Origin of the sequence: Pontibacter oryzae, from assembly GCF_003576375.1 — a bacterium.
Classification (GTDB): Bacteria; Bacteroidota; Bacteroidia; order Cytophagales; family Hymenobacteraceae; genus Pontibacter; species Pontibacter oryzae.
This window is the reverse complement of sequence record NZ_QWGE01000004.1, coordinates 529890-552831: the sequence shown is the minus strand read 5'-3', so window position 1 is coordinate 552831 and position 22942 is coordinate 529890. Positions and strand designations below refer to the sequence as shown.

At 48.0% G+C, this 22942-nt stretch carries 19 protein-coding genes; 16 read left to right on the top strand and 3 right to left on the bottom strand.

The genetic code is table 11. The features are described 5' to 3' along the window. Positions 1–80 precede the first annotated feature (80 nt). From D1627_RS14775 to D1627_RS14705, 13 genes are all read left to right on the top strand, one after another. Entirely contained in the window at positions 81–707 is a 627-nt protein-coding gene (locus D1627_RS14775) for a hypothetical protein (protein ID WP_119433008.1), read from the top strand. Positions 708–886: 179 nt separating this feature from the next. Continuing rightward, complete coding sequence (locus D1627_RS14770) at positions 887–1384, top strand: hypothetical protein (protein WP_119433007.1); 498 nt, start codon at positions 887–889, stop codon at positions 1382–1384. A gap of 80 nt (positions 1385–1464) precedes the next feature. Beyond that, positions 1465–2181, top strand: coding sequence for a hypothetical protein (locus tag D1627_RS14765; protein WP_119433006.1), 717 nt, complete (start codon positions 1465–1467; stop codon positions 2179–2181). 366 nt (positions 2182–2547) lie between these two features. Beyond that, complete coding sequence (locus tag D1627_RS14760) at positions 2548–2739, top strand: hypothetical protein (protein WP_119433005.1); 192 nt, start codon at positions 2548–2550, stop codon at positions 2737–2739. Between the two features lie 657 nt (positions 2740–3396). Next, on the top strand, positions 3397–3813 hold the full coding sequence (locus D1627_RS14750; RefSeq protein ID WP_119433003.1) for a hypothetical protein: 417 nt from the start codon (positions 3397–3399) through the stop codon (positions 3811–3813). A 93-nt stretch (positions 3814–3906) separates the two neighbouring features. Next, positions 3907–4305 carry a hypothetical protein gene (locus tag D1627_RS14745; RefSeq protein ID WP_119433002.1) on the top strand — a complete coding sequence of 133 codons (399 nt, stop codon included), beginning with the start codon at positions 3907–3909 and terminating at the stop codon, positions 4303–4305. Positions 4306–4404: 99 nt separating this feature from the next. After that, a complete protein-coding gene (locus tag D1627_RS14740) occupies positions 4405–5319 on the top strand; it encodes a glutaminase (RefSeq protein ID WP_119433001.1) in 915 nt (304 codons plus the stop codon). Between the two features lie 646 nt (positions 5320–5965). Then, a complete protein-coding gene (locus tag D1627_RS14730; RefSeq protein ID WP_119432999.1) occupies positions 5966–6532 on the top strand; it encodes a hypothetical protein in 567 nt (188 codons plus the stop codon). 297 nt (positions 6533–6829) lie between these two features. Next, on the top strand, positions 6830–7333 hold the full coding sequence (locus D1627_RS14725; protein WP_119432998.1) for a peptidase associated/transthyretin-like domain-containing protein: 504 nt from the start codon (positions 6830–6832) through the stop codon (positions 7331–7333). A 248-nt stretch (positions 7334–7581) separates the two neighbouring features. Continuing rightward, entirely contained in the window at positions 7582–8424 is an 843-nt protein-coding gene (locus D1627_RS14720) for a 1,4-dihydroxy-2-naphthoyl-CoA synthase (protein WP_119432997.1), read from the top strand. Between the two features lie 149 nt (positions 8425–8573). Next, complete coding sequence (locus tag D1627_RS14715; RefSeq protein WP_158607192.1) at positions 8574–9080, top strand: PepSY-associated TM helix domain-containing protein; 507 nt, start codon at positions 8574–8576, stop codon at positions 9078–9080. Between the two features lie 306 nt (positions 9081–9386). After that, on the top strand, positions 9387–11777 hold the full coding sequence (locus D1627_RS14710) for a TonB-dependent receptor (RefSeq protein WP_119432995.1): 2391 nt from the start codon (positions 9387–9389) through the stop codon (positions 11775–11777). A gap of 2 nt (positions 11778–11779) precedes the next feature. Continuing rightward, positions 11780–12967 carry a PepSY-associated TM helix domain-containing protein gene (locus D1627_RS14705; RefSeq protein ID WP_119432994.1) on the top strand — a complete coding sequence of 396 codons (1188 nt, stop codon included), beginning with the start codon at positions 11780–11782 and terminating at the stop codon, positions 12965–12967. An 83-nt stretch (positions 12968–13050) separates the two neighbouring features. Here D1627_RS14705 and D1627_RS14700 read toward each other — a convergent pair whose 3' ends face one another. Then, positions 13051–15540, bottom strand: coding sequence for a DUF5686 and carboxypeptidase-like regulatory domain-containing protein (locus D1627_RS14700; RefSeq protein WP_158607191.1), 2490 nt, complete (start codon positions 15538–15540; stop codon positions 13051–13053). A gap of 338 nt (positions 15541–15878) precedes the next feature. On the opposite strand from D1627_RS14700, the gene D1627_RS14695 reads away from it, so the two are divergent. The 3 genes from D1627_RS14695 (at position 15879) to D1627_RS14685 (ending at position 21383) form a co-directional block, all read left to right on the top strand. Next, complete coding sequence (locus D1627_RS14695) at positions 15879–17432, top strand: hypothetical protein (protein ID WP_233555645.1); 1554 nt, start codon at positions 15879–15881, stop codon at positions 17430–17432. Between the two features lie 52 nt (positions 17433–17484). Further along, on the top strand, positions 17485–19110 hold the full coding sequence (locus D1627_RS14690) for a hypothetical protein (protein WP_119432991.1): 1626 nt from the start codon (positions 17485–17487) through the stop codon (positions 19108–19110). Between the two features lie 188 nt (positions 19111–19298). Beyond that, positions 19299–21383 carry a prolyl oligopeptidase family serine peptidase gene (locus D1627_RS14685; protein ID WP_119432990.1) on the top strand — a complete coding sequence of 695 codons (2085 nt, stop codon included), beginning with the start codon at positions 19299–19301 and terminating at the stop codon, positions 21381–21383. Positions 21384–21469: 86 nt separating this feature from the next. On the opposite strand, the gene D1627_RS14680 is transcribed toward D1627_RS14685, so the two are convergent. Together D1627_RS14680 and porT are read right to left on the bottom strand one after the other, a co-directional pair. After that, on the bottom strand, positions 21470–22222 hold the full coding sequence (locus D1627_RS14680) for an SDR family NAD(P)-dependent oxidoreductase (RefSeq protein WP_119432989.1): 753 nt from the start codon (positions 22220–22222) through the stop codon (positions 21470–21472). 3 nt (positions 22223–22225) lie between these two features. Next, positions 22226–22930 (bottom strand): type IX secretion/gliding motility protein PorT/SprT, encoded by a 705-nt coding sequence (gene porT, locus D1627_RS14675; protein WP_233555644.1) that lies wholly within the window; start codon positions 22928–22930, stop codon positions 22226–22228. Positions 22931–22942: the final 12 nt, after the last annotated feature.

The window sequence follows — 22942 nt, the reverse complement described above, 5'->3', positions numbered from 1 at the left end:
CGAGACGCCACCTAGACTTAACGTTGCCCCTAATTTAAAATGAAGATGAAAAAAAAATTAAATATTGGTGTTATAACAGTTTGCCTTACAGGCTGCTTAGCACGAAAAAGTACTCAGCTTTTGTCGATGAAAAAATAAAGACCGAGAATCTTGAACATGAGCCAAAAGATTGGTTGGCAGTATATTTACCAGTAGCAGAGGTAAAAGGTAACGATTACAAGCAGATTAAAAATTCCTATGTGCCTGCAGTACTTTATTGGGGCTGGAACTCGACAATAGAATGCGAAACCGACCCATATACTACTGGAAACTTTATAAAAGCCGGGATATTTCAGGCAGCGGATAACCTTGATTTAAGAAGTAAACTCAAGGACAAGCAATTGGTAATAGACCTGAAGCAAGTACCCGGGAAATTTTTGTATGAAAACAAGGGGAATGCAATTTTTTTAGTTTTTGCTTATACAACAAGTGCAGTCGCAGCAGTATCACCTTACCCAATTACCTTATATGCTGAATATCAACTAAAAGAGAATGGTGAAGTTGTGGCGCACGGTAGTGGCGTTATCCAAAAAAAGGCACAACCAGTTAGAAATATGTGGAAATCATCAAAGAAATTTACTTGGATGTATCTTGACGAATATAAAAAAGAATCAAACAGAATGGGAACTGAATTGGTGAAAAACATTATCAAACAGATTAAAAGCTAATAAGCAGAAACGTAAGGATTAGCAAAACCTAAGCAGCATATGCGTCCTTCCTCGGCTGGAACTTAATCAGCACGTGCAGGTTCAAGTAAATCTGTGATTCAGCTTCTATAACCCGTCCAACCCAGGTTTTAGGTCTCAATTATCATATCTACAACTTATACATTACTAGCTAAAAAAGCATGAAAAACATCTTGTTATTACTCCTCATCCTTACAGTCTTCTCTGGATGCAATAAAGAACAGGAGGAGGAAGAAAGGCTAATGAAAATGAAACTGGCATTGTCCAATGACTGGAACCAATATGCCCATGAAACGATAGAGCCACTCAAGTTCAGGCTAAAGTGGCCTTATTTGGATCCTTGTATCAAGTTGGTGACATGGAGTTTTAAAACGAACGGAGATTTCAGGCGCGAACAAGATCTGTCTTGCAACCCTCAAAACTATGTTGACGCAGGTTATTGGAAACTCGAAAACAATAAAACACTCAGGTTATACATAAACCAAAGCTTAACGAACTCGGGGCAAACAACAGTACTTGTCCCAATCGAAAACAGCTATATACTTGAGGAAGTTACGGCAGACACATTAAAGCTAAAACAGAATCTTCTTTTTTATGATGCCAACCTCAAAACAACTGTCCCGGGGGTAGACCGATTAACCTTTATCCGCAAGCGTTAGTACGCAGCGCCTTTTGTGGCATCTGCATATAAGTAACTACATCTCTTTCCTACCTATTTTCAAATCTTAAAACCAACTGCATGAAAACACTATTTTTGCACAACAGAGCTGTGTTAGCGCTCTTCGTTCTTGCTTCAGCTATTTTTGTTTCATGTGAGAAACACGAAATAGATGCCATACAGAAACCAATTGATCCACAAGCGGGTCTGGCCAGCCTGAAAGACTCAGCCTCTTATACTATTAACGGAAAGCGCTATGTCTGTGACGATCGCCATATGTCTGGCAGAGGAAACATCGCAGCGAATCGGGACAGTGCTACCGGGCTTTTTCTTCAGTCGGATACTATGCTGTATTATACAGCTTGTGGTTTTGGCAAGCAGCAAGACGCAGACAGAAGTGACGATGGCCGCCTCACCATTTATTTTATCAGAAAGTATGCGAAAAACCAACTGGTTACCTCCGCATCAGTTCCTGCTTTGTTGCAGCCCGAAAACTTGGCAGACCATTACAAGCTAGGCCAGTATCGTTATACTTTTGATTTCAAACAGGACAACCGGCAGAATGGCATTAACTTAACTGTGCGCAAAGTGAATGGCAATGAAGCAGAGGACATGAGTACCCAGCCCTTCGTAAAAGCTTCCCATAGCCAGGACAACTCGACATTTGCCATCACCCGATTTGAACCTATAGGCGATGGCTCCTACCTGCTGGAGGCGAAGTTTACAGCCAACGTGTTCGACGCAAATCAAACCCCAACACGGGTCGAGAATGGCTATATGCGGTTTCGGGTATACTAAATAACGCATTAATAATAGCGACTTGCTGCATACTGGCTGAACCAACTTGAAGCCGTATGCAGCAAGCCGCTTTTCGTTATCTTAAGTCAACCATTCATATATTAATTTCATACTTATACCAAAAGAGGAAAAGTGTATGACAAATCTGATTTACACTTGCTTGGCAGAGGTCGCTTCTCTTACTTCCGTACTGACATGATTCCGCACGGAGTGCTGGTGGGCACCTGCACCCCACTATAGCCTCACCGGCTAGATGCTGGGCCAGCTGAGCGAGCTGACACTTTTATCAGAAAACTCTCTAACCCAGAGTTCAGCTATGTACCGCCTCTCCCAGGTGAGCATCTCGATTCTCTATAGTTAGAAGAAATGGTAGAGAGCCAAGAGCAAGAACTACTTGTTCTGCACCTGAAAAGTTGGACAAACGAGTATGTTAAACTTGCTGCCCATAGGAACCAAGCTAAAGTAACAGAAAAAGAAAGCGGTAATAATCTTATAGCTTATGTGGCGTTGGGTGTGGCGCAAATTGCTCTACACATAGCGTTGCTGAAAAATAACTAAGTGACAACCATGTGTATACTCTATGCTGCGTCTTCGCTTTGCACATCGTCTACACCAGTCCGTTGGCCGTGATTGGGATTATTTTCGGGTTTTAAAGTGGCGTGTCTTTCAGGCTTTTTAAGGGGCTGGAGGGCATCAAAGGCCACTAAAGCCGGGCAACGGTCAGCAAAAGAGCCAAAGGAGGAAACGGGGTTTCTGACCCGAAGTCTTGCTTCGGCGGTGCCGGGAGAAAGCTGGCTTTCGGACGGAAGCGTCCAGGCAAGACTTTGGTGGGGCGAAGTTATACTTGAGAATTGACAAAGTCAAGCGCATAACTTCGGCAGGTGGCTCTTTTACAGAGAGTTGGCGGCAACAGAGAGGCCAATGATTGATTAGTTTTTATTTGATTGTGGGCCAGCCCGGAGCCTGACGCCTCTGGCAACGCCGCCAATAGCGCATTAACGACATTGCCGACGGCTAAAGCGCCACTTGAAAGAAGTATAATAGGTGTAAAACTTCACAACCATCCGGGTTGTTTTTCCCTTATTTTTACATCGCAGTGCCGGGAGAAAAGGGAAAAAACAACCCCGGCCACCACACCCTAGCAGACACCTTAGCAAGTGTTTCAAGCTAAAGCGTCTGCTAGACCATTTCGTTGGCAAACATAAAAATTGAAAAATGGAAAGAATTTTACCTTTAGAAAAAGGAGAGATAGTATTAGGTGAAGAGAAAATTACTATCCGAGACAAAGCGAAAAAAGAAAAGTTTAGGAGAATTGCTTCCTCATCAATGTGGACCATCTACGGTATCTTATCGATATTGAGATATATGAAAACAGGGGATGAGTTCTTGTTATGGACAGGAAGCGTTATCGGACTTGCGCATTTAGCGGTGCTTATCTATAGTTTATTTAGAACGACTAAAGGTGAGATTGGCCTACATGAAATTGGGGAAGCGGTATTCAAAGAAAGAAATGGAAATAAATTCCTTGATTTAAAGTTGAAAGGCGGAGCAAAAAGACGTATCAGTAAAGTTGACCCTGTCTCAGATGAACTTCGGGAGTTCTTTAAAGAAAAGAAAATAGAAGTGCAATAGAATTACGCTTGCCAACACAGTTCAGAAGTTATGCTTCGGCTGAAAGCCTCGCACACCTTCTGCACGAACAACGTTGGGCAAAAGCTATAAGCTATGAAAAAATCTAAGTTTCAGTTTCTGAATAAACTTATAGCCATCATTGATAGCTGCCAGACAGACTGCTCTATTACACTAAATTCTACTTGGACTGAAGAAGAATATAATCCTGAGAAAAGTTTAAGAGCTAAAAAGCTTCTACCATTTGTAAATTCTGAATGGCAGATAATATTAACTCAAAAGAATAAAACAGAAATAGTAGATATACTTGCTGATTACTTTAGCGACGCAGACTTTTACCATGCCTTTTTTAGAGTCGGAAGTAAGTTAATTGGTGAATCTTACGACCACAGCGATTATGTGATTCTAAACCCTCATTACTTCAAACTAACAGAGGAGCACTTCAAAGTTTTGGATGATAGTGAGGTGAAATTAACGGAAGATATTAAAGAGTAGTGAAAGAAAGCCTTTGCCCAACACTCCACAGGCACCATACTCGGCTACGCCTCGTTCGCAGCTTGTACTAAACGTTATATAGAATTCTAAAATAATAGAATGAATTTCAAGGAAATAATAGAACACGTATATCATAAAGTTAAAAATGTAGAAGATACGGGGAAGTTACCAACTTACATTCCTCAATTAGCTAACGTAGATACAGAAAACTTTGGAGTATATATTTCAACAACCGACCAGGTTAATTTCGGAATCGGAAATTGTTACGATAAATTCTCGATACAAAGCATAGCGAAAGTTTTATCGTTAAGCTTGGCTTATCAGCTTCTTGGGGAGAAGGTTTGGGAAAGAGTTGGTGTAGAACCTTCCGGAACGCCGTTTAATTCTTTGGTGCAACTTGAAACTGATAACGGCATACCTAGAAACCCTTTCATAAACGCTGGTGCCATTGTGATTTCGGATATTCTTGTCAGCAGTCTAAAAAACCCTAAAGAAGATTTTCTGACATTTGTTAGAAGTATTTGTAACAATTCCGACTTAAATTATTCTTCGAGGATTGCCGCATCAGAGAAGGAAATAGGTTTTAGGAACGTGGCTTTATGTAATTTTATTAAATCCTTCGGGAATATTAAAAATGACCCTTCAGAAGTACTTGAATTCTACTTTGATCTTTGCTCAATTGAAATGAATTGCAAAGAACTTTCGGAGACATTCTTATTTCTCGCAAATAATGGCCAGAATGTAATAGATAACACTACGATACTAAGCAGTAGCCAAACGAAAAGGATTAATGCACTTATGCTAACTTGTGGGTTTTATGACGAATCCGGGGACTTCGCGTTTAAAGTCGGGCTTCCCGGCAAGAGTGGCGTTGGAGGAGGAATAATTGCAATTCATCCTAATCACTATGCGATTGCTGTTTGGAGTCCAAAATTAAATCAAAAAGGAAACTCTTATAAGGGCATGAGATTTTTAGAAGAATTTACAACCAAATCTGAGTTATCTATATTTTAAGAACTGTACCCACAACGCATAATTGTAATTTTAGCTTGCTTTAGTTTACCTTCTCAGAAGAGATTAACTCCCTGACTCCAAAATACCATTGTAAAGAACTGCGGTTATACCAACCCATTGGCAGTAAGTTGTAGAATTAAAGCAGACTGCTTTGAAGAAAAAGTGACAGATGTATGTAATAGTATAAGAATAAGCAGCAGATTATTTAATTAAGTACATTAGAAATTAACTTTTGAATAAATACTTAAAAATATGAAAAACAACTGGTCAATCGATTTTATAACCCTTTTTATAACGTATGGTGCAGTGAAGCTAGTGCATTGGTTAGTAGGGTTCGATTATGATATTTTCAGCGAAGGTATATTCAGCATCAAGTTTCTAATTGATATAGCGTCTTGGGGAGGTATTTATGCAGTTGTCTACTTTGTACTAAAAGCATTCTTTCCCAATAGTCACAATCCAGTTTAGGGATAGGCTTTTGACACTAGGTAAAATAGTACGTGCAACTTAATATGAATCTTTAAGAAGCTTTCAGAAAATTATGATTCAAGTACTCCGGCATTGGACAATATAGTAGTAAAACCTGCGCCCAACACGGTTCAGCCTTAAATATACCAGCACATTGGCTTTACTTAATAATATAAAAATGAAAAAGAGATCATTAAAGTACATTTTACTTTTCATGACAACTTTATTGTCGAGCTGTGCTGCGAGCAATTATATATCACAGATAAAACAGGCTGACTTACCTCACTTGGGCCTTCAGTACAATATACAGGAAGTTGAGATTATTGATAGTAGACATAACCAAAAGACAGAAGACATAAAATTACCTGTTGTATCAAAGCCAAATACTCTAATAACGCATGTACCAGCTTTAACAGTTAGCCATAAAGAACTGCTAGAAAAAGTGATTAGAGAAAACTCAACTGCTTCCGGAGAATCTGTAAAAGTGATAATCGACGTCAGTGAGAGTTACAAAGAGTTTACATCTACTTGGAGTAGTGAAAAGGAAAAAAGCTTTGCCCAACTGAAAGTAAACCTGATTAACAAAGAGACAGGCGAGCTGATTAAAGAATGTAATTCAAGTGGTGAGCTTTCTGTTCAATCAGTAGATGCAACTAACGCACGAATGGAGGAGCTCTATGTGCTGACACTCAAAAATGTATTATACAATTGCTTAAGTTCAATGTCTATCCAAGAGAAAAAATAACGCCCGCCAACCTTCTATAAATAGCATGCGCACGACGTTTATACAAATCCGTTAAGCAACCTATTGGCTACATAGTAACCCAAGCAGTTGCAGGAAATTAAATCAATCCCAACTATGAAACACTTCCTGAGGATAACTGTCTATTTTGTTTTGCTATTAACTTTTGCCTCTTGTTCGGAAGAAGATGTTGGGGTTGAGACGGTAATAAAAGGGCATGTCTCGGACCATACTAGAGGTATAAATATAGGCGGCTACAAGATAGTATTGGTTAAAAGTTGGGAAAAATGCGAGAACTTTATGTGTGGATCGAGATCGCAGGAAGTTGCTACGGCATATACCGATGAGAACGGAGATTACTCGATCACCTTCAACTATAAACTACAGGAGGGAGAACGCTATACTTTTTCGGAGCAGTATTATGGGTTTCCTTATTACCCTGAGTATTTAAATACGATTGACATTGCACCTGGCAAGACCAATACCATCAACATCAATGCCTGGAAACCTATTGAGTTAAAGTTGAATGTGACAGTTTTAAACAACGTTAACCCACCACTGATGATCAGAAATGAGATTGATGCTAGCAACACCTCATTTCTCAATACTGAAAATATCTATGACGAAAACATTAGTAAAACTTATACTTTAAGGTCAAAGCCTGACACAGACATCAAAATAATCTTTTGGTACTATACGGGCACAAATCCTTTCCTAACGCTACATAAAAAGACCTATTTGTATCATACTACGCTGGAAGATGTGAATACATTAGACTATACCATTGATTGCTCAACGTTCTGAGAAAGTATAAAAAGCGCTTCACCTAAAGTTTTTAAGGCACATAGAAGCGTGCCTTAGCCCTGCAAAGCGGCAGCCCGCATCCTATGTCAATAAAGCATGTGGACAGGATTGAGTACTTCTGCCTGAAAAGGTAATTGAATAAGCTTCTTTTTATGCTGTAGCTAGTTCTATCGCCTACTCCTCCCCTGCCGCTAAATACCAGTTGAGCCAAAAGCCAGAAAACGCTAACTTGCAGCAAAATATCCGATATGAGTAAGATAAACTGGAAAACCGCTAAGGAATACGAAGATATAACCTATAAAAAGGCAAACGGCGTGGCCCGTATCGCTTTTAACCGCCCGAACGTGCGCAATGCCTTCAGGCCAAAAACAGTATTCGAACTATTTGATGCCTTTTTGGATGCCCGCGAGGACCACGCTATTGGCGTTGTGCTATTCTCTGCGGAAGGCCCTTCCACAAAAGACGGGGTTTACTCTTTCTGCAGCGGCGGCGACCAGAACGCCCGTGGCCACCAAGGCTATGTAGATGAGTCTGGCACGCCGCGCCTGAACATACTGGAGGTGCAGCGTCTGATCCGTTTCATGCCGAAGGTAGTGATTGCCGTAGTTCCGGGTTGGGCAGTAGGTGGCGGGCATAGCTTACACGTAGTTTGCGACCTGACGCTAGCCAGCAAGGAGCACGCGATCTTTAAGCAAACAGATGCCGACGTAACCAGCTTTGACGGTGGTTACGGCTCTGCTTATTTGGCAAAGATGGTTGGCCAGAAACGCGCCCGCGAGATCTTCTTCCTGGGCAGAAACTACTCGGCGCAAGAGGCCTACGACATGGGCATGGTAAACGCAGTTATCCCTCATGAGGAACTGGAAGACACCGCTTATGAGTGGGCTCAGGAAATATTAGCCAAGTCTCCGACATCTATCAAAATGCTGAAATTTGCCTTTAACCTAACAGATGACGGTATGGTGGGCCAGCAGGTATTTGCAGGCGAGGCAACCCGTTTGGCTTACATGACGGAAGAAGCCAAAGAAGGAAGAAACGCTTTCCTGGAAAAACGAAAGCCGGATTTCAGCAATATTCCCTGGATATCTTAAGTATGATGTTGGTTTATACTTTAAAAGTATAAACTCTGCCTAAATATAAATCCTCTACATAGAAACACCTGCATGGCCAGCGATTGCAACTGCCCATGCAGGTGTTTTTTTTATACTTCTCCTCCTTCATCAAATCTAAGCAATGCTGTTTGATCACTAGTATTAGTGATACACCACTACCCACCATTAGCCATTTTAGCTATTCCATACTTGCCTGTTTAGTACCGGCACTCGGCATTTCTGTGGATGGTGCCATGGCGCGCGTGAACAGCAGCCACCCGGAGTTTGAGGTAACCTACGTGCGCTTCCCGACGAGTACAGAGGGCAAACTGCAGTTTCTGGGGCGCATGTACTCCGATCCGTCATACTACGGCAGGCTGTACAGCAGCATACAAGTAAACTATACTTCCGGCGAGCAGGAGAAAGTATACTTTCTGCGGGAGCAGCCCTGGCTCGAGCGCTTCCTTACGGTGCTGCACCCCATCCACTTCGGCGACTACGCCGGTTTGTTTGTGCAGATACTTTACGCCATCGGCGGCCTGATGCCGGGCATACTTTCCATTTTGGGTTTCGTGATCTGGTATTACCGCCAAAAGCCCGGACCGCAGCGCAGCAAATCAGCCACGCCGCGACCCGTTCTCAGCAACGCCTCCTAATAAATTCATACTTTCACTATTCTTAAAGCCCGCCGTAACCAGCGGGCTTTTTTGTTGCCAGCCTTAACTTGGCCAGGCTTTGAATTCAGCCCTTATCACACCTTCCTTTTATACTATCTAGCTAATAGTAGCCTGTTCCCGCAAAACGCCCTCACTAGCACTAGTGAGCGTTAATTAGCCACTACTAATCAATTTTAGTCCATATGCCCGTTCTGCCCGAAATTGGCCTGAGAAGCCTTTGTATCTGATGTCTGCCTCCTCTAGTTTTACTCAAAACCAAGAACAACAATCATAACAGATACATATATGAAGCCACTATTTACGCACGCATCCCGGCGGGTCAATCCTTTAATAATCATACTTTCAATCATACTTTTAAGCACCAACGCGCTGGCCCAGACAGGCGCCATAAATGGGCACATCACCACAACGGATAATATGGCGGCCATTGGCGTATCTATTGGCCTGGAGAATACAGCAATCGGCACCACCACCGATGCGCAAGGCGATTACCTGATAAACAAAGTGAAGCCCGGCAAGTATGTGCTGCGCGTGCAGATGCTCGGCCTGGAGCCGCAGGCGCAGGACGTGCTGGTGGAGGCAGGAAAGACCACGCAGGTAAACTTCAGGCTAAGCGAGAGCGCCTCCCGGCTGCAGGAAGTTGTAATTACCAGCCAGCGCGACAAGTATAAAGCCACGCTGCCCTCTGAAACACTGCGCTTGCAAACGCCTTTGCTGGAAACGCCGCAGAACATCCAGGTAATCACCAGCGACGTGCTGAAGGACCAACAGGTGTTTAGCTTGTCGGAAGGCGTGTCGAGGAATGTGAGCGGCGTTAGCGTGCTGGAGCACTGGGGCAACTACACGCGCATGAACATGCGTGGGGCTAGGGTGGCTCCTTTCAGAAACGGCATGAACATAGAGTCTACCTGGGGGCCGCTTTCCGAGGATATGTCTTTTGTGGAGCGCATTGAGTTTGTGAAGGGCCCAGCCGGTTTCATGCTGGCAAACGGCGACCCAGCCGGCTTTTACAACATCGTTACCAAGAAGCCTACCGGCGTGCCAAGCCAGGAGATCAGCCTTTCGATGGGGAGCTACAACACCTACCGCGCCACCGCCGACCTGGATGGCAAGCTTACCGCAAATGGGAAACTGCTCTACCGCCTGAATCTGATGGGCCAGAAAAGTGAGTCTTGGCGGGATTATGAGTCCAACGACCGCTACGCCGTGGCACCGGTGCTGAAGTATAAATTCAGCGACAGAACCTCGCTTACCGCAGAGTATACCTACCAGTTCTCGCGCATGTCGGCTATTGGCTCTGCCTATGTGTTCTCGGCCCGCGGGTACAAAGACCTGCCCCGTAACTTCACCATCGCGGACCCCAACCTGGAGCCGTCGGATATGAAAGACCACAGCGCCTACCTTATCTTCGAGCATCAGATTAACCCAAACTGGCACCTGACGGCCCAGACCTCATACTTCCATTACAACCAGCAGGGCAGCTCGCTGTGGGCATCGGGGGTTGCGGAGAACGGCAACATGCAGCGCACCCTGAGCGGCTGGGATGCCCTTAACCGAAGCAAGTTTGGGCAGCTGTTCGTTAACGGTGAGGTGCAGACCGGAGCCATCTCCCACCGCATACTTGGCGGCCTGGACTTAGGCGATAAAGAATACCTGGCAGACTGGAGCCAATACTTCGTGCTGGACCCTGAAACGCCCTTCAACATCTATGATCCGGTATATGGTAACATCGCCATCCCTAAAATTGATCACTCCACCTCGCTCGACGACAGGGAGACGGCCAACATACTTGCCCAAAAGTATGGCGCTTTATACTTGCAGGATGAGCTTGGCTTCTTCAGCAACAAACTGCGCCTGACACTGGCCGGCCGCTATACCAAAGCCGAGACCAACCAATACACCACTATCATCAAAAACGAAAAATTCACGCCGCGTGTGGGTCTGAGTGGTTCTATCGATAAAAACACATCGGTTTACGCCCTCTTCGATCAGGCTTTTATTCCGCAAACAGGCATGCTGGCAAGCGGCGAACAGGTAAAACCGATTACCGGGAACAACATGGAGATAGGCCTCAAGAGAGATTGGTTTAAGGGCCGCTGGAACTCTACCCTGTCGGTGTACCGCATCACCAAGAAAAACCAGCTTGTCGGCGACCCGACAGACCCAACTGGCACCTACTCACTGCAGCTTGGCGAAACCCAGACCAAAGGCGCGGAACTTGACATTAGAGGCGAAATAGCCCGTGGCCTGAACCTGACCTTCAACTACGCCTACACCGACTCCAAGGCAACCGAGGAGACCGCAAGCCTGCAGAAAGGCGACCGGGTGCCGGGTTTTGCCGAGCACATCACCAACGCATGGCTAAACTATAGGCTGCAGGATGGCGCACTGAAAGGGCTTGGCGTGTCGCTGGGCTATCAGTGGCAGGTTAACCGCTTCCCGTGGTTTGCCAGCAACGACGCGAACACGGTCCTGCCGGATTACTTCAGGCTGGATGGCGGCGTGTCTTACCAGATCAAGAAAGTGAGCCTTGCCCTGAATGTGAACAACCTGCTGGATGCCTACCTCTACAGCGGCGGCCCCTACGATTTTGACTACGACGGCACCAACGATGGCTTTTACTGGCAAGCCGAAGCGCCGCGCAATTACCGTGTAAGTATAGGATACAAGTTTTAAGTATGACTCTAAAAAAACTGATTGGTAAAGTACACCTTTGGCTCGGATTTGCATCCGGGCTATTGGTGCTGTTTCTGGGTGTAACGGGTTGCCTCTTGGCCTTCCAGCGGGAGATTGAAGACGCCACGCAAACCTACCGTTTTGTGGAAGAGCAACCCGACCGCGCCCTGCTACCGCCCTCAGAGATACGGGCCATTGCCGATGCCCAACTGCCCGGCAAGAAAACGCACAGCGTTACCTACCAAAAGGGTAAATCCACGGTGGTGGTATACTATGATTTCGAGCCCGAGTATTACTACCTGGTATACTTGCACCCTTACACCGGCGAGGTGCTCAAAGTCAAGAACATGGCCCACGACTTTTTCCGGATCGTGATAGAGGGTCACTATTACCTTTGGCTGCCGCCTAACATTGGCCAACCCATACTTGCCAGTGCCACGCTGGTTTTTGTTGTGCTGCTGATTACCGGAATCATACTTTGGTGGCCAAAAAATAAGGCCGCCGCCAAACAGCGCTTCAAAATAAAATGGAGTGCCAAGTGGCGCCGCAAAAACTATGATCTGCACAACGTGCTGGGTTTCTACATGAGCTGGGTCGTGATCTTTATTGCCATTACAGGTCTGGTAATGGGTTTCCAGTGGGTGTCGAAGTCGGTGTACTGGATCAGCTCGGGTGGAAAGCCGCTGGTAGATTACTACGAAACCATGTCGGATTCCACCCAAACGGCCCCGCTATCCGGCACGGCTCCCGCCATAGATCAGCTTTGGAACAGAGTGAGGAACGAGAACATTGCCTTTACCGGAAGTATGGATGTACACGTACCCGAAAACAACCGCACAAGTATAGAAATAGCCTTAAACCCCGACACCTATACTTATTGGAAAACCGATTACCTATACTTCGATCAGCATACCCTGCAGGAAATCCCGGTGTCGCATATTTACGGTAGAATAGCCAACGCCTCTGTGGCAGACAAGATCAAGCGCATGAACTATGATATACACGTGGGTGCGATCGGGGGCATTGTGGGCAAGGTCATCGCATTTTTTGCCAGCCTTCTGGCTGCCAGCATGCCCGTAACCGGCTTCCTGATCTGGTGGGGCCGGCGCAAAAAGGGCAAAAAGAATGACCCAGAAGCAAGCAGGCAACGACCAACCCAAAAGGCCCGTGTAGTTGCCCTAAAAAGTTAAACCGATCAATGCTTCAGCTTTACAGCCAAACTAAAAACGGCCAGCTACACGTATAGCTGGCCGTTTTTCTTTAGTTTTTTATACTAGAGCTTAAACTGCGCCGAAACCTTTACGCCGAACTTTCGCGCGCCCTCGTCCAGGTACGTCAGGCGATGGAAGGCATCTACGCGGAGCACTTTAAAGATGTTCTCGATGCCGTAGCCTACCTCCACATACGGTGTGCTGCCAAGCGCCTTAAACGACTCCTGCGTAGCCCCCGATGGCGTGGTAGCCGGAATGAGGTTAAGGTTCTTCTCGCTCAGGTTGCCGTAGAGCACGTTTGATGTTGCCAGCACGCGCCACTTCAGCTTTTTAATGAGCGGCAGGCGGTTAAACAGCAAACCCTCGAAGTACTGCTCGTAATGCAACGAGGCATAGGAATCGCTGGCAAACTCGAAGTAATCCAACAGGTTAAAGGTGGCATCGTAGTAGAAAGGCGTTTCGTTTCCGGTGTGCACCTCCAGGAGCGGGTAAGGCACCGGCGAAAAAATCTTGCCTGCCTCCAACCTATATAGCGACTTGCCCAGGCGGCCCATCACAAATTCCTGCTCTATGCCCAGGTCCACGCGCTGGTACTCCACCGTAGCACCGAAGGCATTGTTCAGGCCCAAGGTATACTTTAGGTTAAGTACCGGCCAGCTGCCACTACCTAGGCTAATGCGCTCATTATCGTTCTCCACATACACCTCGTTATTGGCAAAGCGCGTCTGGAAACTCATCTCGGTCGCCCGGAAGTTGGTAGCCACTTGCTCTGGCTGCTCAGGCCCGGCGGTGTAGTAGGCAAAATCGTACTGCGGGTTAAAATAGCGTGTGCGCAGGCTTACGCGCTCCGTCAGGTTGCGCAGCACGTCGCGCTGCAAGTATACGCTTGTTTCGCGCACCATAATCGGGCGGCGCAAGGTGCCAAACCTCGAGAAACCCAGGAAAAAAGGGCTGGACTCCAGTTTGTCGGCCATCAGGCCAACCTGCTGCAGGTCTTCCTGGTGCTCTATGCCGATCTCGCTCCAGTGCTTGCGGCTAAGTATGTAGCGCGCGCCAAGGCTATACTTCAGCTTTTGGTCATCGGTACCGTAGGCCGCATAGCCGCGCAACTCCAGTTTATCACTAAAGTTGATGTTGGTTTTGCCGCCAACCTGGAAGCGGTGCCCCTCCACGTTGTTATAGGCATACGTATAAGGCCACGGACCAAGGCTCACCTTCCCGATACTTTTATAGCCTGTACCTATAATGGTGGCAATGTTGGTAAACCGCTGGATTTTTGGGGTTTCCTTTATCGCATTGATCGTAGTGTATACTTGCTGGTCGGCTACCGAAAGCGAATCGTGGCGGCGCTGCACCCAGAAATCATCGGTTTGCCTTGTGGCAGTGCTGAGCAACTCTACTGGCTTATCAAAAAAGGCGGGCTTCTCGGGCTGGTTTACCATTACATCGCGGTACGAAGTATGGACCTGTGCCAGAATACCAGGCCGTTTAGGAGTTAAGCCAACCAGCTTAATCTTCACATCGGTTTTAGAGGGCATCCAGGCGTTTTCGCCAGCGGGGAGTAATTCCTGCTTCAGGGCAATGCGCTCCACAAAGTTGATGTTGGCCGATTTGCTCACTGTCACGTCAATCTTGCGCAGGGCGTAGTCTGTAGCCGTAACCCACATGCGGCCATTAAAAGCAAGGTCCTGCGGGCGTTTCTGCTTAAACGAGAGTTCGTAGCACCAGTCTTCGCCAATGTACGTGCTATCCTCCAGCTCGTAATTGTAATAGCCTTTCCAGCCATCAGCAATGGGGCTTATGAAGTTTTTCTGCAGCACGCTTACCCAGTTCTGGTAAAAATTGTAATCCTGGTAGCTGCTGCCGATCACCTGCGAAACCAGCGCCCCGTCCTGCAGGCCAATGCCGGTTACTTTAGATGCCTTAATGATCTCTTTGCTGCGCTTCGGGTCGCGGGTATAGTAGTAATCCGAGAGGGCCTCCGAGATAAAGAACGGCAGCACTTTCTTGCCATCCTCCCCGGCCAGGTACATCTGCGAGTCTACCAGCGAGGTGATGGCTTTGCCAACTACGCCCTTGCCCTTCTTCTGGCCCACGTTGTCCACATCGAACTGCATTTTGGTGTAGGCCTCGTACTGGTACGCCGTCAGCTTGCGCTTGTCCAGCTTATCCTTGTTTTCGATAATGCGGCGCATAATGGCCCAGGCTGGGTTCTCACCAGGGCGAATAACTACTTCCTGCAGTTGCTGGGCATTTGTCTTAAGCGCAAAATTGATGGTTTGAGAAGCTACCCCTTTTTGTATAGGTAACGTTAGCGGCAGGTATCCTACAAACGAAGCTGTGAGGGAGTCGGGTGTGGACGTGGTGAAGCGCATGTTAAAGGCGCCCGCTATATCCGTGGAGGTTCCAAGCGAAGTATTCTTCACATAGATGCTTACAAACGGAAGAGCTTCTCCCGTGGTGGCATCTGTTACTTGTCCTGCAATGCGGGTTTGCGCATGGCTAACCACGGAGGCAAGTATAAACAGCAATATTACTATGAACTTTTGCAAAACTGTACGTTTAAAAGGCGCGCAAAGGTAGAATGTTTTTTCCTGAAATCCAGCACATTTGTGCAAACAACAGTCGTATGGTTTTAATGTTTTACACTTTATACTTTCCGGGTTTCCAAAACCCATAGCAACACCAAATCAATGGAATGTAACTGCGATAAAGCTTGGGCTGGATATTAGGGTTAACAATCCTTGGCTTAGCCCAGATTAACTTTAGCCAATACAATAGGCCTGTTCACTTGAAAACTTTATAGCTTTTTTACGTTAGATAGGCTGTTAAATTGTACTGAACATACTTTATGAGGATACGCTGTTGGCAAGCCATACTTGCCATAACTATGATAAGCTCAGTTGGGTGCGCCAGAAAAAACTTCTACTCGGCTACGCCAGTGGCAGACCCGCAGGTGCACCAGCTTATAAAACAAAACCCTGATGCTGTTGATAGTGTCACTGTAAGGGCAGGCGCGCATTATAAGCGCGGTTTCCTGCACCGCATGTTCTGGGGCCAGCATTACCGCCCCGTCTGGAATGCCCCGGTTAAAGCACCCGTAATGGATATGCGCACCACTAAAGGAGGATTAAAGGTAGAAGAATTGGGAGGAGGCTTCCAGACGACGAGCCTGGATTTAGTTAGCACAGATGGCTTTACCTACGCGCTCCGATCCCTGGACAAAGACCCTGTTGCTGTGCTGCCTAACATATGGCGTAAAACATTTGCCGCCAACGTTATCCGCGATCAAATTTCGGCTATAAACCCTTATGGTGCACTTGTGCTGCCGCCAATGGCAAAGGCCGCAGGAATCCCCCACTCTACGCCGCAACTAGTGTATGTCCGCCCCAACTACGAGGCCTTCGGCAAGTACACGGATGTGGTAAGCGACAAACTCTACATGATAGAGGAAAAGTATAACGACAAGCGCACGCTAGAAGATATCCCCGGAAACGCCACAGATATTGTGGATAGCGAGGATGTGCTAAACGACCGTTTCTCTGATGATGACCACTTTTTTGACCAGTTGGCCTTTGCCAAAGCCCGTCTGTTCGACCTGCTCGTAAACGATTGGGACCGCCACGAGGGACAGTGGGAATGGGCTAAGTATGAACGCAACGGCAACAATTACTATCGCCCCATCCCCAAAGACCGCGACAACGTGTTTTACCGTTTTCAGGACGGCATTATTCCCTGGATCTTTAGCCGTAACTGGGCCATCCGAAAGTTTGAGTCTTTTGATGAGGATTTCAATGATGTGGAAGCCCTCATGATAAACTCAAAGTTTATTGATGACCGTGCACTCTCCCAGGTTACCCGCGAGCAGATGGACTCCCTGGCTGTCGTTTTGCAGCAACGCATCACCGACGAGGTAATTACTGCCGGTGTGCAGCAATTGCCGGCATCCGTATACGCTCTGGAAGGAGAGAGAACAAGGCGCAAACTCATCAGCCGCCGCGACCAGCTCCGCAAGGCCGCCACAGATTTTTATTCCATTCTTGCCGAAGAAGTGCTGGTAATTGGCACCGATGAGGAAGACCTGTTTGAGGTAAAACGATTAAACGACGAGGAAACCGAAGTAACTATACGCCGCGAATCAGATAAAATGATCACTTTCCACCGCGTTTTTAAGCGCTCCGAAACGAAACTGATCACCCTGCACGGCCTGGCCGATGACGACATATTTGACATAAGTGGCGAGGTTGGCCGCGGCATAAAAGTAAAAATTGTAGGTGGCCGTGGCGAGGATGAGATAAAAGACACCTCTAAAGTAGGCGGCTGGGGAAAGAAAACTTGGGTGTATGACACCGTGCGCGGCACCGAGCTAGAAGGCGGCTCCGAAATTAAGGATAAGCGAACAAGCGATGTGCGCGTCCATGCCTTTGACCGCGAAGGTTTTTGATCTTGACTAATCCAACTATAACATACTTCACCTCAGGCTTTAGCCGCTACTTATGACCCGATCTAACCAACCCTTATACTTCCTGCTGCTTGCTATTATTGGTCTGAGTGCCTGTAGTAAGCGCTTTACCCACACCGTACGGCAAGTGCCGCAACCCGCTGCTCATACATCTAACACGCCGAATTATACCGATAGCACAATTACAGTTGCGGCCGGCACGCACTACGACCGCAGCGGCCTGCATACTTTCTTTTATGGCAAACATTACCGCGCAGCCTGGGCAACGCCAGTAACTGTTCCGGTGCTGGACATTGGCACGGCGCATGGTGGCCTTAAACCAACCGGCCTTGGCGGAAGTAGGCAAACCATCAGCCTGCGCCTTGAAGACAGTACTGGTACCCAGTACGTGCTCCGCTCCCTGGACAAAGAGCCAGCAAGCGCATTATCCGAGAAGCTTCAGCAAAGCTATCTGGCAGATGTGGTGCGCGATGCCACCTCCGCCACTAACCCTTATGCCGCGCTTGCCCTGCCTCATATGGCTAAAGCCATAGGTATTTACCATCTGGAGCCGGAACTGGTGTATGTACCCCACGACCCGCGCCTGGGCAAGTATAAAGATGAGGTTGGCGGCATGCTGGCCCTGCTCGAAAGGCACCCGTCCGATAATCAGTCGGATTACGCCCCAATGGGAAATGCTGAAAAAGTAAAAAGCTCCAGGTCTGCCATTGAGGAACGGCTAAAGGACAATGACTCATACTTCGATGCCCGTGCTTTCCTGCGCGCACGCCTCTTCGACATGCTGATAGGCGATTGGAGCCGCCACGAAGATAACTGGCGCTGGGCTGAACTACCGTATCAGGATAAAGCCTATACGTACAAGCCCATCCCCCGCGACCGCGATAATATTTTCTATAAGATTGATGATGGCCCGCTGCTGTGGACTTTGCAACGCTTCGGCGTGAAATCACACTTCCAAACGTTTAAGCCGCATATTTCCGCTAAGCAACTGGAGAAGTTAAATACAAGTGGGCGCAACCTGGATGAGCTTATACTAACCCAGCTGCAGTGGCAGGACTGGCAGGAAATAGCGGACAGCGTGCAACAAGCCCTGACCGACAAAGTGATTGATGAGGCTTTTACAGCCATGCCTGAGCCTATTGCCAACCTATACGCCAGCCAATTAGGCAGCAACCTGAAATCGCGCCGCAATGACCTGCCGCAGATGGCGCGCAACTATTATGAAACGCTTTCGAGGGAGGTGCAGGTGGTTGGCACCGACAAGCATGAGCGCTTCGAGGTTGAGGTGCTTGACAATGGCGATGTACGGGTGCAGGTGTACAAAACCCAAAAGGATGGCGATGTCGAGCAACGGATTTACGACAGGCTATTCCATGCCAAGGAAACTAAGCAACTCGAGCTGTACGGCCTCAACGGCGAGGACCATTTTATACTTTCCGGCAAGGCATTGCCCAAGCTAAAAATAAAGATATGGGGCGGGGCCAGCGAGGATAGCTACAAAACGAAAGGCGACAAGCTGGGCAAAAACATTTACATCCACGATACCCTGTACCGCAACGAGCTTGATGTAAGCAAAAGCACCCACGTGGAACTTGACAATGACCAGAAAGCTCAAACCTTCGACGCCGAAGGCTGGCTGCTGCGCTACTACCTCGATTAAAAAATTATGTAAAGTATAAACCGGCGGCGCCTGTTCAAAACTGCACAGGCGCCGCCGGTTTATACTTTGGGGCGGGCTAATTGGCTGGCAGGTAAGGATAAATTGTACTACTTTAGTAGTTTAAGCGGTAAACGCGCTTTCTATCAGAAGCGCGACAAACGTATTTATCCTCTCCAAGCACCCTTTTTATGAAACAAATTTTACCCTTTCTCCTGGCCTTCCTGCAGGCTGGGGCCCTGTCTGCCCAAAAACTGGAGTACCCGCTCACAAAGAAAACCGCCGCCGCCGATACTTTTTTCAGCCAGCACATTATCTCTGACCCCTACCGATGGCTGGAGAAATTGGACAGTCCCGAGGTAGCAGACTGGGTGGCGGACCAGAATAAGGTCTCTAAGAAGTTTCTCACCAAAGCATCTAACCAGACAAACGCTTTCCTGGCGATCGATAAGTATAACTATGTCCGGTCATCGCACAACTTCGTGAAGGATGGCGACTATTACTTCCGCTACTTCTACTACAACATCAACAGTACGGTGGGGCTATACTATAAGCGAACCATGAGCGATAACCCGGAGTTAGACGAGGTAATGCCACTGGTAGACCCCAAGGACATTTCCGGCTCCGACCGCATCAACCTGAAAGGCTATAAGGTAAACGAAACCTCTGACCTGCTGGCCTACCAGTTTAGCCGAAACGGCAGCGACTGGGCCGAGATTAAGGTTGTGGAGCTGAAGAACGCCCGCCAGCGCCCCGACCACCTGAAAAATGTGAAGTTCTCCGGCATCGCCTGGAAGGGCAACGGCTTCTTTTATGCCGCCTACCCAAAAGCTAACGAAGGGCAGAAAGTATACTTCCACGAGCTCGGCACCGACCAAAGCCAGGACAAGCTGATCTTCGAGCGCGACAACCCGCTGTTCATGTTCAACTTCAGCACCACCTCAGATGGCCGCTATTTCATACTTCGGGAGGAGCACCGGCTCACCGGGAAAGAGAGCATCTTCTACATCGATTACAACCAGGCTCAGCCTACGCTCAAACCACTACTCGCCAACCTTGCCTTCACGTTTAAGGTACTGGACAGCCGCAACGGCAAACTGATAGCCTATACTACCCATAACGCCCCTAACGGCCGCATGGTAGAGCTGGACCCGGCCCAGCCTTTTAACTGGCGAGAACTTATACCTCAGTTCTCTGGTGCCCTGCTTACCGAGCACTACCTTTTAAAGGACCGCATTCTGGCTACCTTCCTGGTTAAAGGGCACCCGCTGATCACGGTGTTTGATTATAGCGGTAAGATGCTGTATAACCTGGAGCTGCCCGCAGGCACAACAGTGGGTGGGTTTACCGGCGCACCCAGCCCGGATGAAGTATACTACCGCTATGCGTCCTATACTTTCCCATCGGTTATCTACAAGTTCAACGCCACTACCTTTGAGCGCACCCTCACCGAGCGAACCACCGTGGCCTACGACCTCAACGGGTTTGAGTACAAGGAAGTGGAGTACCCGGCCAAGGACGGCACCATGGTACCCATGACGCTGATCTACCATAAAGACACCAAACTGGATGGTAACAACCCCACGCTACTGAAAGCCTACGGTGGCTTTGGCCTTATCAGTGAGCCGTCTTTTGAGCCGGGTATCATACATTTCGTGAAGAAAGGCGGCGTGTTTGCCTTTGCCTCGATACGCGGAGGGGGCGAGCGTGGCCAGCAGTGGGCACGGCAAGGACGTGGTGCCAACAAGCAAACCTCCTTCGACGACTTTAACGCCGCCGCCGAGTACCTGATCAAATCCGGTTACACCAACCCCAAGAAACTGGCCGCGACCGGCGCTTCTAATGGAGGTTTGGTAGTGGCCGCGGCGGCACTGCAGCGCCCGGAGCTATACAAAGCCGTGGTGCCTGTGGCCGCCCCCCTGGATATGCTGCGCTCCGAAAAGTTCACCATCGGCTGGGCCTGGATACCGGAGTATGGCACCACCCAAGACAGCGCAAGTTTCCAGAGCCTGAAAGCGTACTCGCCGCTGCATAACATTAAACCGGAGGTAAACTACCCGGCTATGCTGCTAATGGCCTCCTCCCACGACGACCGCGTGGTGCCGCTGCACTCTTTTAAGTTTGCCGCAGCGATGCAGAACCGGCCAGCCCAGAAAAACCCTATCTTGCTACGCACGGAGTATAACGCAGGCCACTCTGGCGCAAGCGGCATTTATGCCGGCATCCGCGAGGAATCCGATTTATACGCATTTGTGATGCAACAGCTTTTCGAGTAAGCAAGCACTAAACCTAATAAGCAGCGAGGCCTGCCATAACATAACGCTATGGCAGGCCTCGCTGCTTAAAGTATAAAATGTGTTAGTTACTGCTGCTTGTTCAGAATTGTGGCTGACGCCTGGTCTGTTGGCAATATCATAACTTCGGCTAAATTAACATGCGCCGGGCGCGTTACCATGAACCCGATAAGCTCAGCAACATCCTGGGCCTGCAGTGGCTGGTAACCCTGGTACACCGTGGCCGCACGCTCAGAATCCCCTTTAAAGCGCACCTCCGAGAACTCTGTCTCTACCAGCCCTGGGTTTACTTCCGATACTTTAATGCCTTGCTGCACCAGGTCCATGCGCATGGCTTTGGAAAGTGCATCTACGGCATGCTTCGAGGCACAATACACATTCCCGTTCGGGTATACCTCCTTGCCGGCAATAGAGCCAATGTTTACGATATGTCCCTTTCCCTGCGCCTGCATTAGTGGCAGCACAGCCTTGGTTACATATAGCAGGCCTTTCACATTGATGTCGATCATAGCATCCCAGTCATCCAGGGAGCCATCCTGCACCGGGGCCAAGCCATGCGCATTGCCCGCGTTGTTTACCAGCACCTCGATTTGCTGCCATGCTTGAGGCAACGAGGCCATAGCTTTTAGCACTGCCTCCTTATCACGCACATCAAATACAAGCTGGTATACTTTATCGGTGCCAATTTTTTCCTGCAGCACCTGCAGGCGCTCCTGCCTGCGGCCGGTGGCAATAATATTGTATCCTTTGCTGGCCAGTTCCAGGGCAGTGGCATAACCAATACCCGACGTGGCACCTGTAATGAGTGCGATCTTAGTCATCTTTTATTCGAAGAAAAGTATGAGTGATACGTTGTGGTTTGTCAGTTTTTGAATGTAAGCGCTATAATCGCTGCCCTGCACAGGCTTGTGCTGATTTAGCAGGCCATGGGAGAAACGCAGTTCCGGAGCAAACTTAAAGAACGGATAGAAAATATCTACCCCAAAGCCATATTCTAAAGCGAGGTCAAATTTCTCTATCTGCAGCTCGGTTACATCTTCTGTTGCCCCGTTATTGCCCTTGCCCATATCAATGCCGGGCTTAATGCCAGCAACCAAGTATGGCCTGTAGTTATCGCGGCGCTTAGCTTTATACTTTAGCAGCACAGGCAGTTCAATCATCACGTTCTGCAGCACCTGTGTGTCGTTGGTGGGCTCTCCTCCATCCTGCGGCACAATGTTAGTATACTCCAGACTACGGCTATAAAAGCCCACACCCGGTACAAAGCGCGCATCCAGGTACTCGGCCAGGCGCACATTTAGCACAAGGCCTGTATAAAAGCCAATGTCGGTTTTAGCGTTGAGCGCCTGGTTACTGCCATTGCTCAGCTGGTCGGCATAGGTCTGCGAATGATCAACTTTATACTTCGTAAGCGGCATGGCCAGATAAAAACCATAGTGCACGGGTTTATCATCGTAGCCGGGCTTATTTACGCTTTTTATCTTCTGACTTTGCGCCGCTGCCGCATGGCCCAGCAGCAGGAATGCCACCAGGGCGCACAA

Excerpts from the sequence above, each read along its gene's own strand:
- D1627_RS14770 (WP_119433007.1), top strand. The coding sequence starts at position 887 with ATGAAAAACATCTTGTTATTACTCCTCATCCTTACAGTCTTCTCTGGA.
- D1627_RS14765 (WP_119433006.1), top strand. The coding sequence starts at position 1,465 with ATGAAAACACTATTTTTGCACAACAGAGCTGTGTTAGCGCTCTTCGTT.
- D1627_RS14760 (WP_119433005.1), top strand. The coding sequence starts at position 2,548 with ATGGTAGAGAGCCAAGAGCAAGAACTACTTGTTCTGCACCTGAAAAGT.
- D1627_RS14750 (WP_119433003.1), top strand. The coding sequence starts at position 3,397 with ATGGAAAGAATTTTACCTTTAGAAAAAGGAGAGATAGTATTAGGTGAA.
- D1627_RS14745 (WP_119433002.1), top strand. The coding sequence starts at position 3,907 with ATGAAAAAATCTAAGTTTCAGTTTCTGAATAAACTTATAGCCATCATT.
- D1627_RS14740 (WP_119433001.1), top strand. The coding sequence starts at position 4,405 with ATGAATTTCAAGGAAATAATAGAACACGTATATCATAAAGTTAAAAAT.
- D1627_RS14730 (WP_119432999.1), top strand. The coding sequence starts at position 5,966 with ATGAAAAAGAGATCATTAAAGTACATTTTACTTTTCATGACAACTTTA.
- D1627_RS14725 (WP_119432998.1), top strand. The coding sequence starts at position 6,830 with ATGTGTGGATCGAGATCGCAGGAAGTTGCTACGGCATATACCGATGAG.
- D1627_RS14720 (WP_119432997.1), top strand. The coding sequence starts at position 7,582 with ATGAGTAAGATAAACTGGAAAACCGCTAAGGAATACGAAGATATAACC.
- D1627_RS14710 (WP_119432995.1), top strand. The coding sequence starts at position 9,387 with ATGAAGCCACTATTTACGCACGCATCCCGGCGGGTCAATCCTTTAATA.
- D1627_RS14705 (WP_119432994.1), top strand. The coding sequence starts at position 11,780 with ATGACTCTAAAAAAACTGATTGGTAAAGTACACCTTTGGCTCGGATTT.
- D1627_RS14695 (WP_233555645.1), top strand. The coding sequence starts at position 15,879 with ATGATAAGCTCAGTTGGGTGCGCCAGAAAAAACTTCTACTCGGCTACG.
- D1627_RS14690 (WP_119432991.1), top strand. The coding sequence starts at position 17,485 with ATGACCCGATCTAACCAACCCTTATACTTCCTGCTGCTTGCTATTATT.
- D1627_RS14685 (WP_119432990.1), top strand. The coding sequence starts at position 19,299 with ATGAAACAAATTTTACCCTTTCTCCTGGCCTTCCTGCAGGCTGGGGCC.
- D1627_RS14680 (WP_119432989.1), bottom strand. The coding sequence starts at position 22,222 with ATGACTAAGATCGCACTCATTACAGGTGCCACGTCGGGTATTGGTTAT.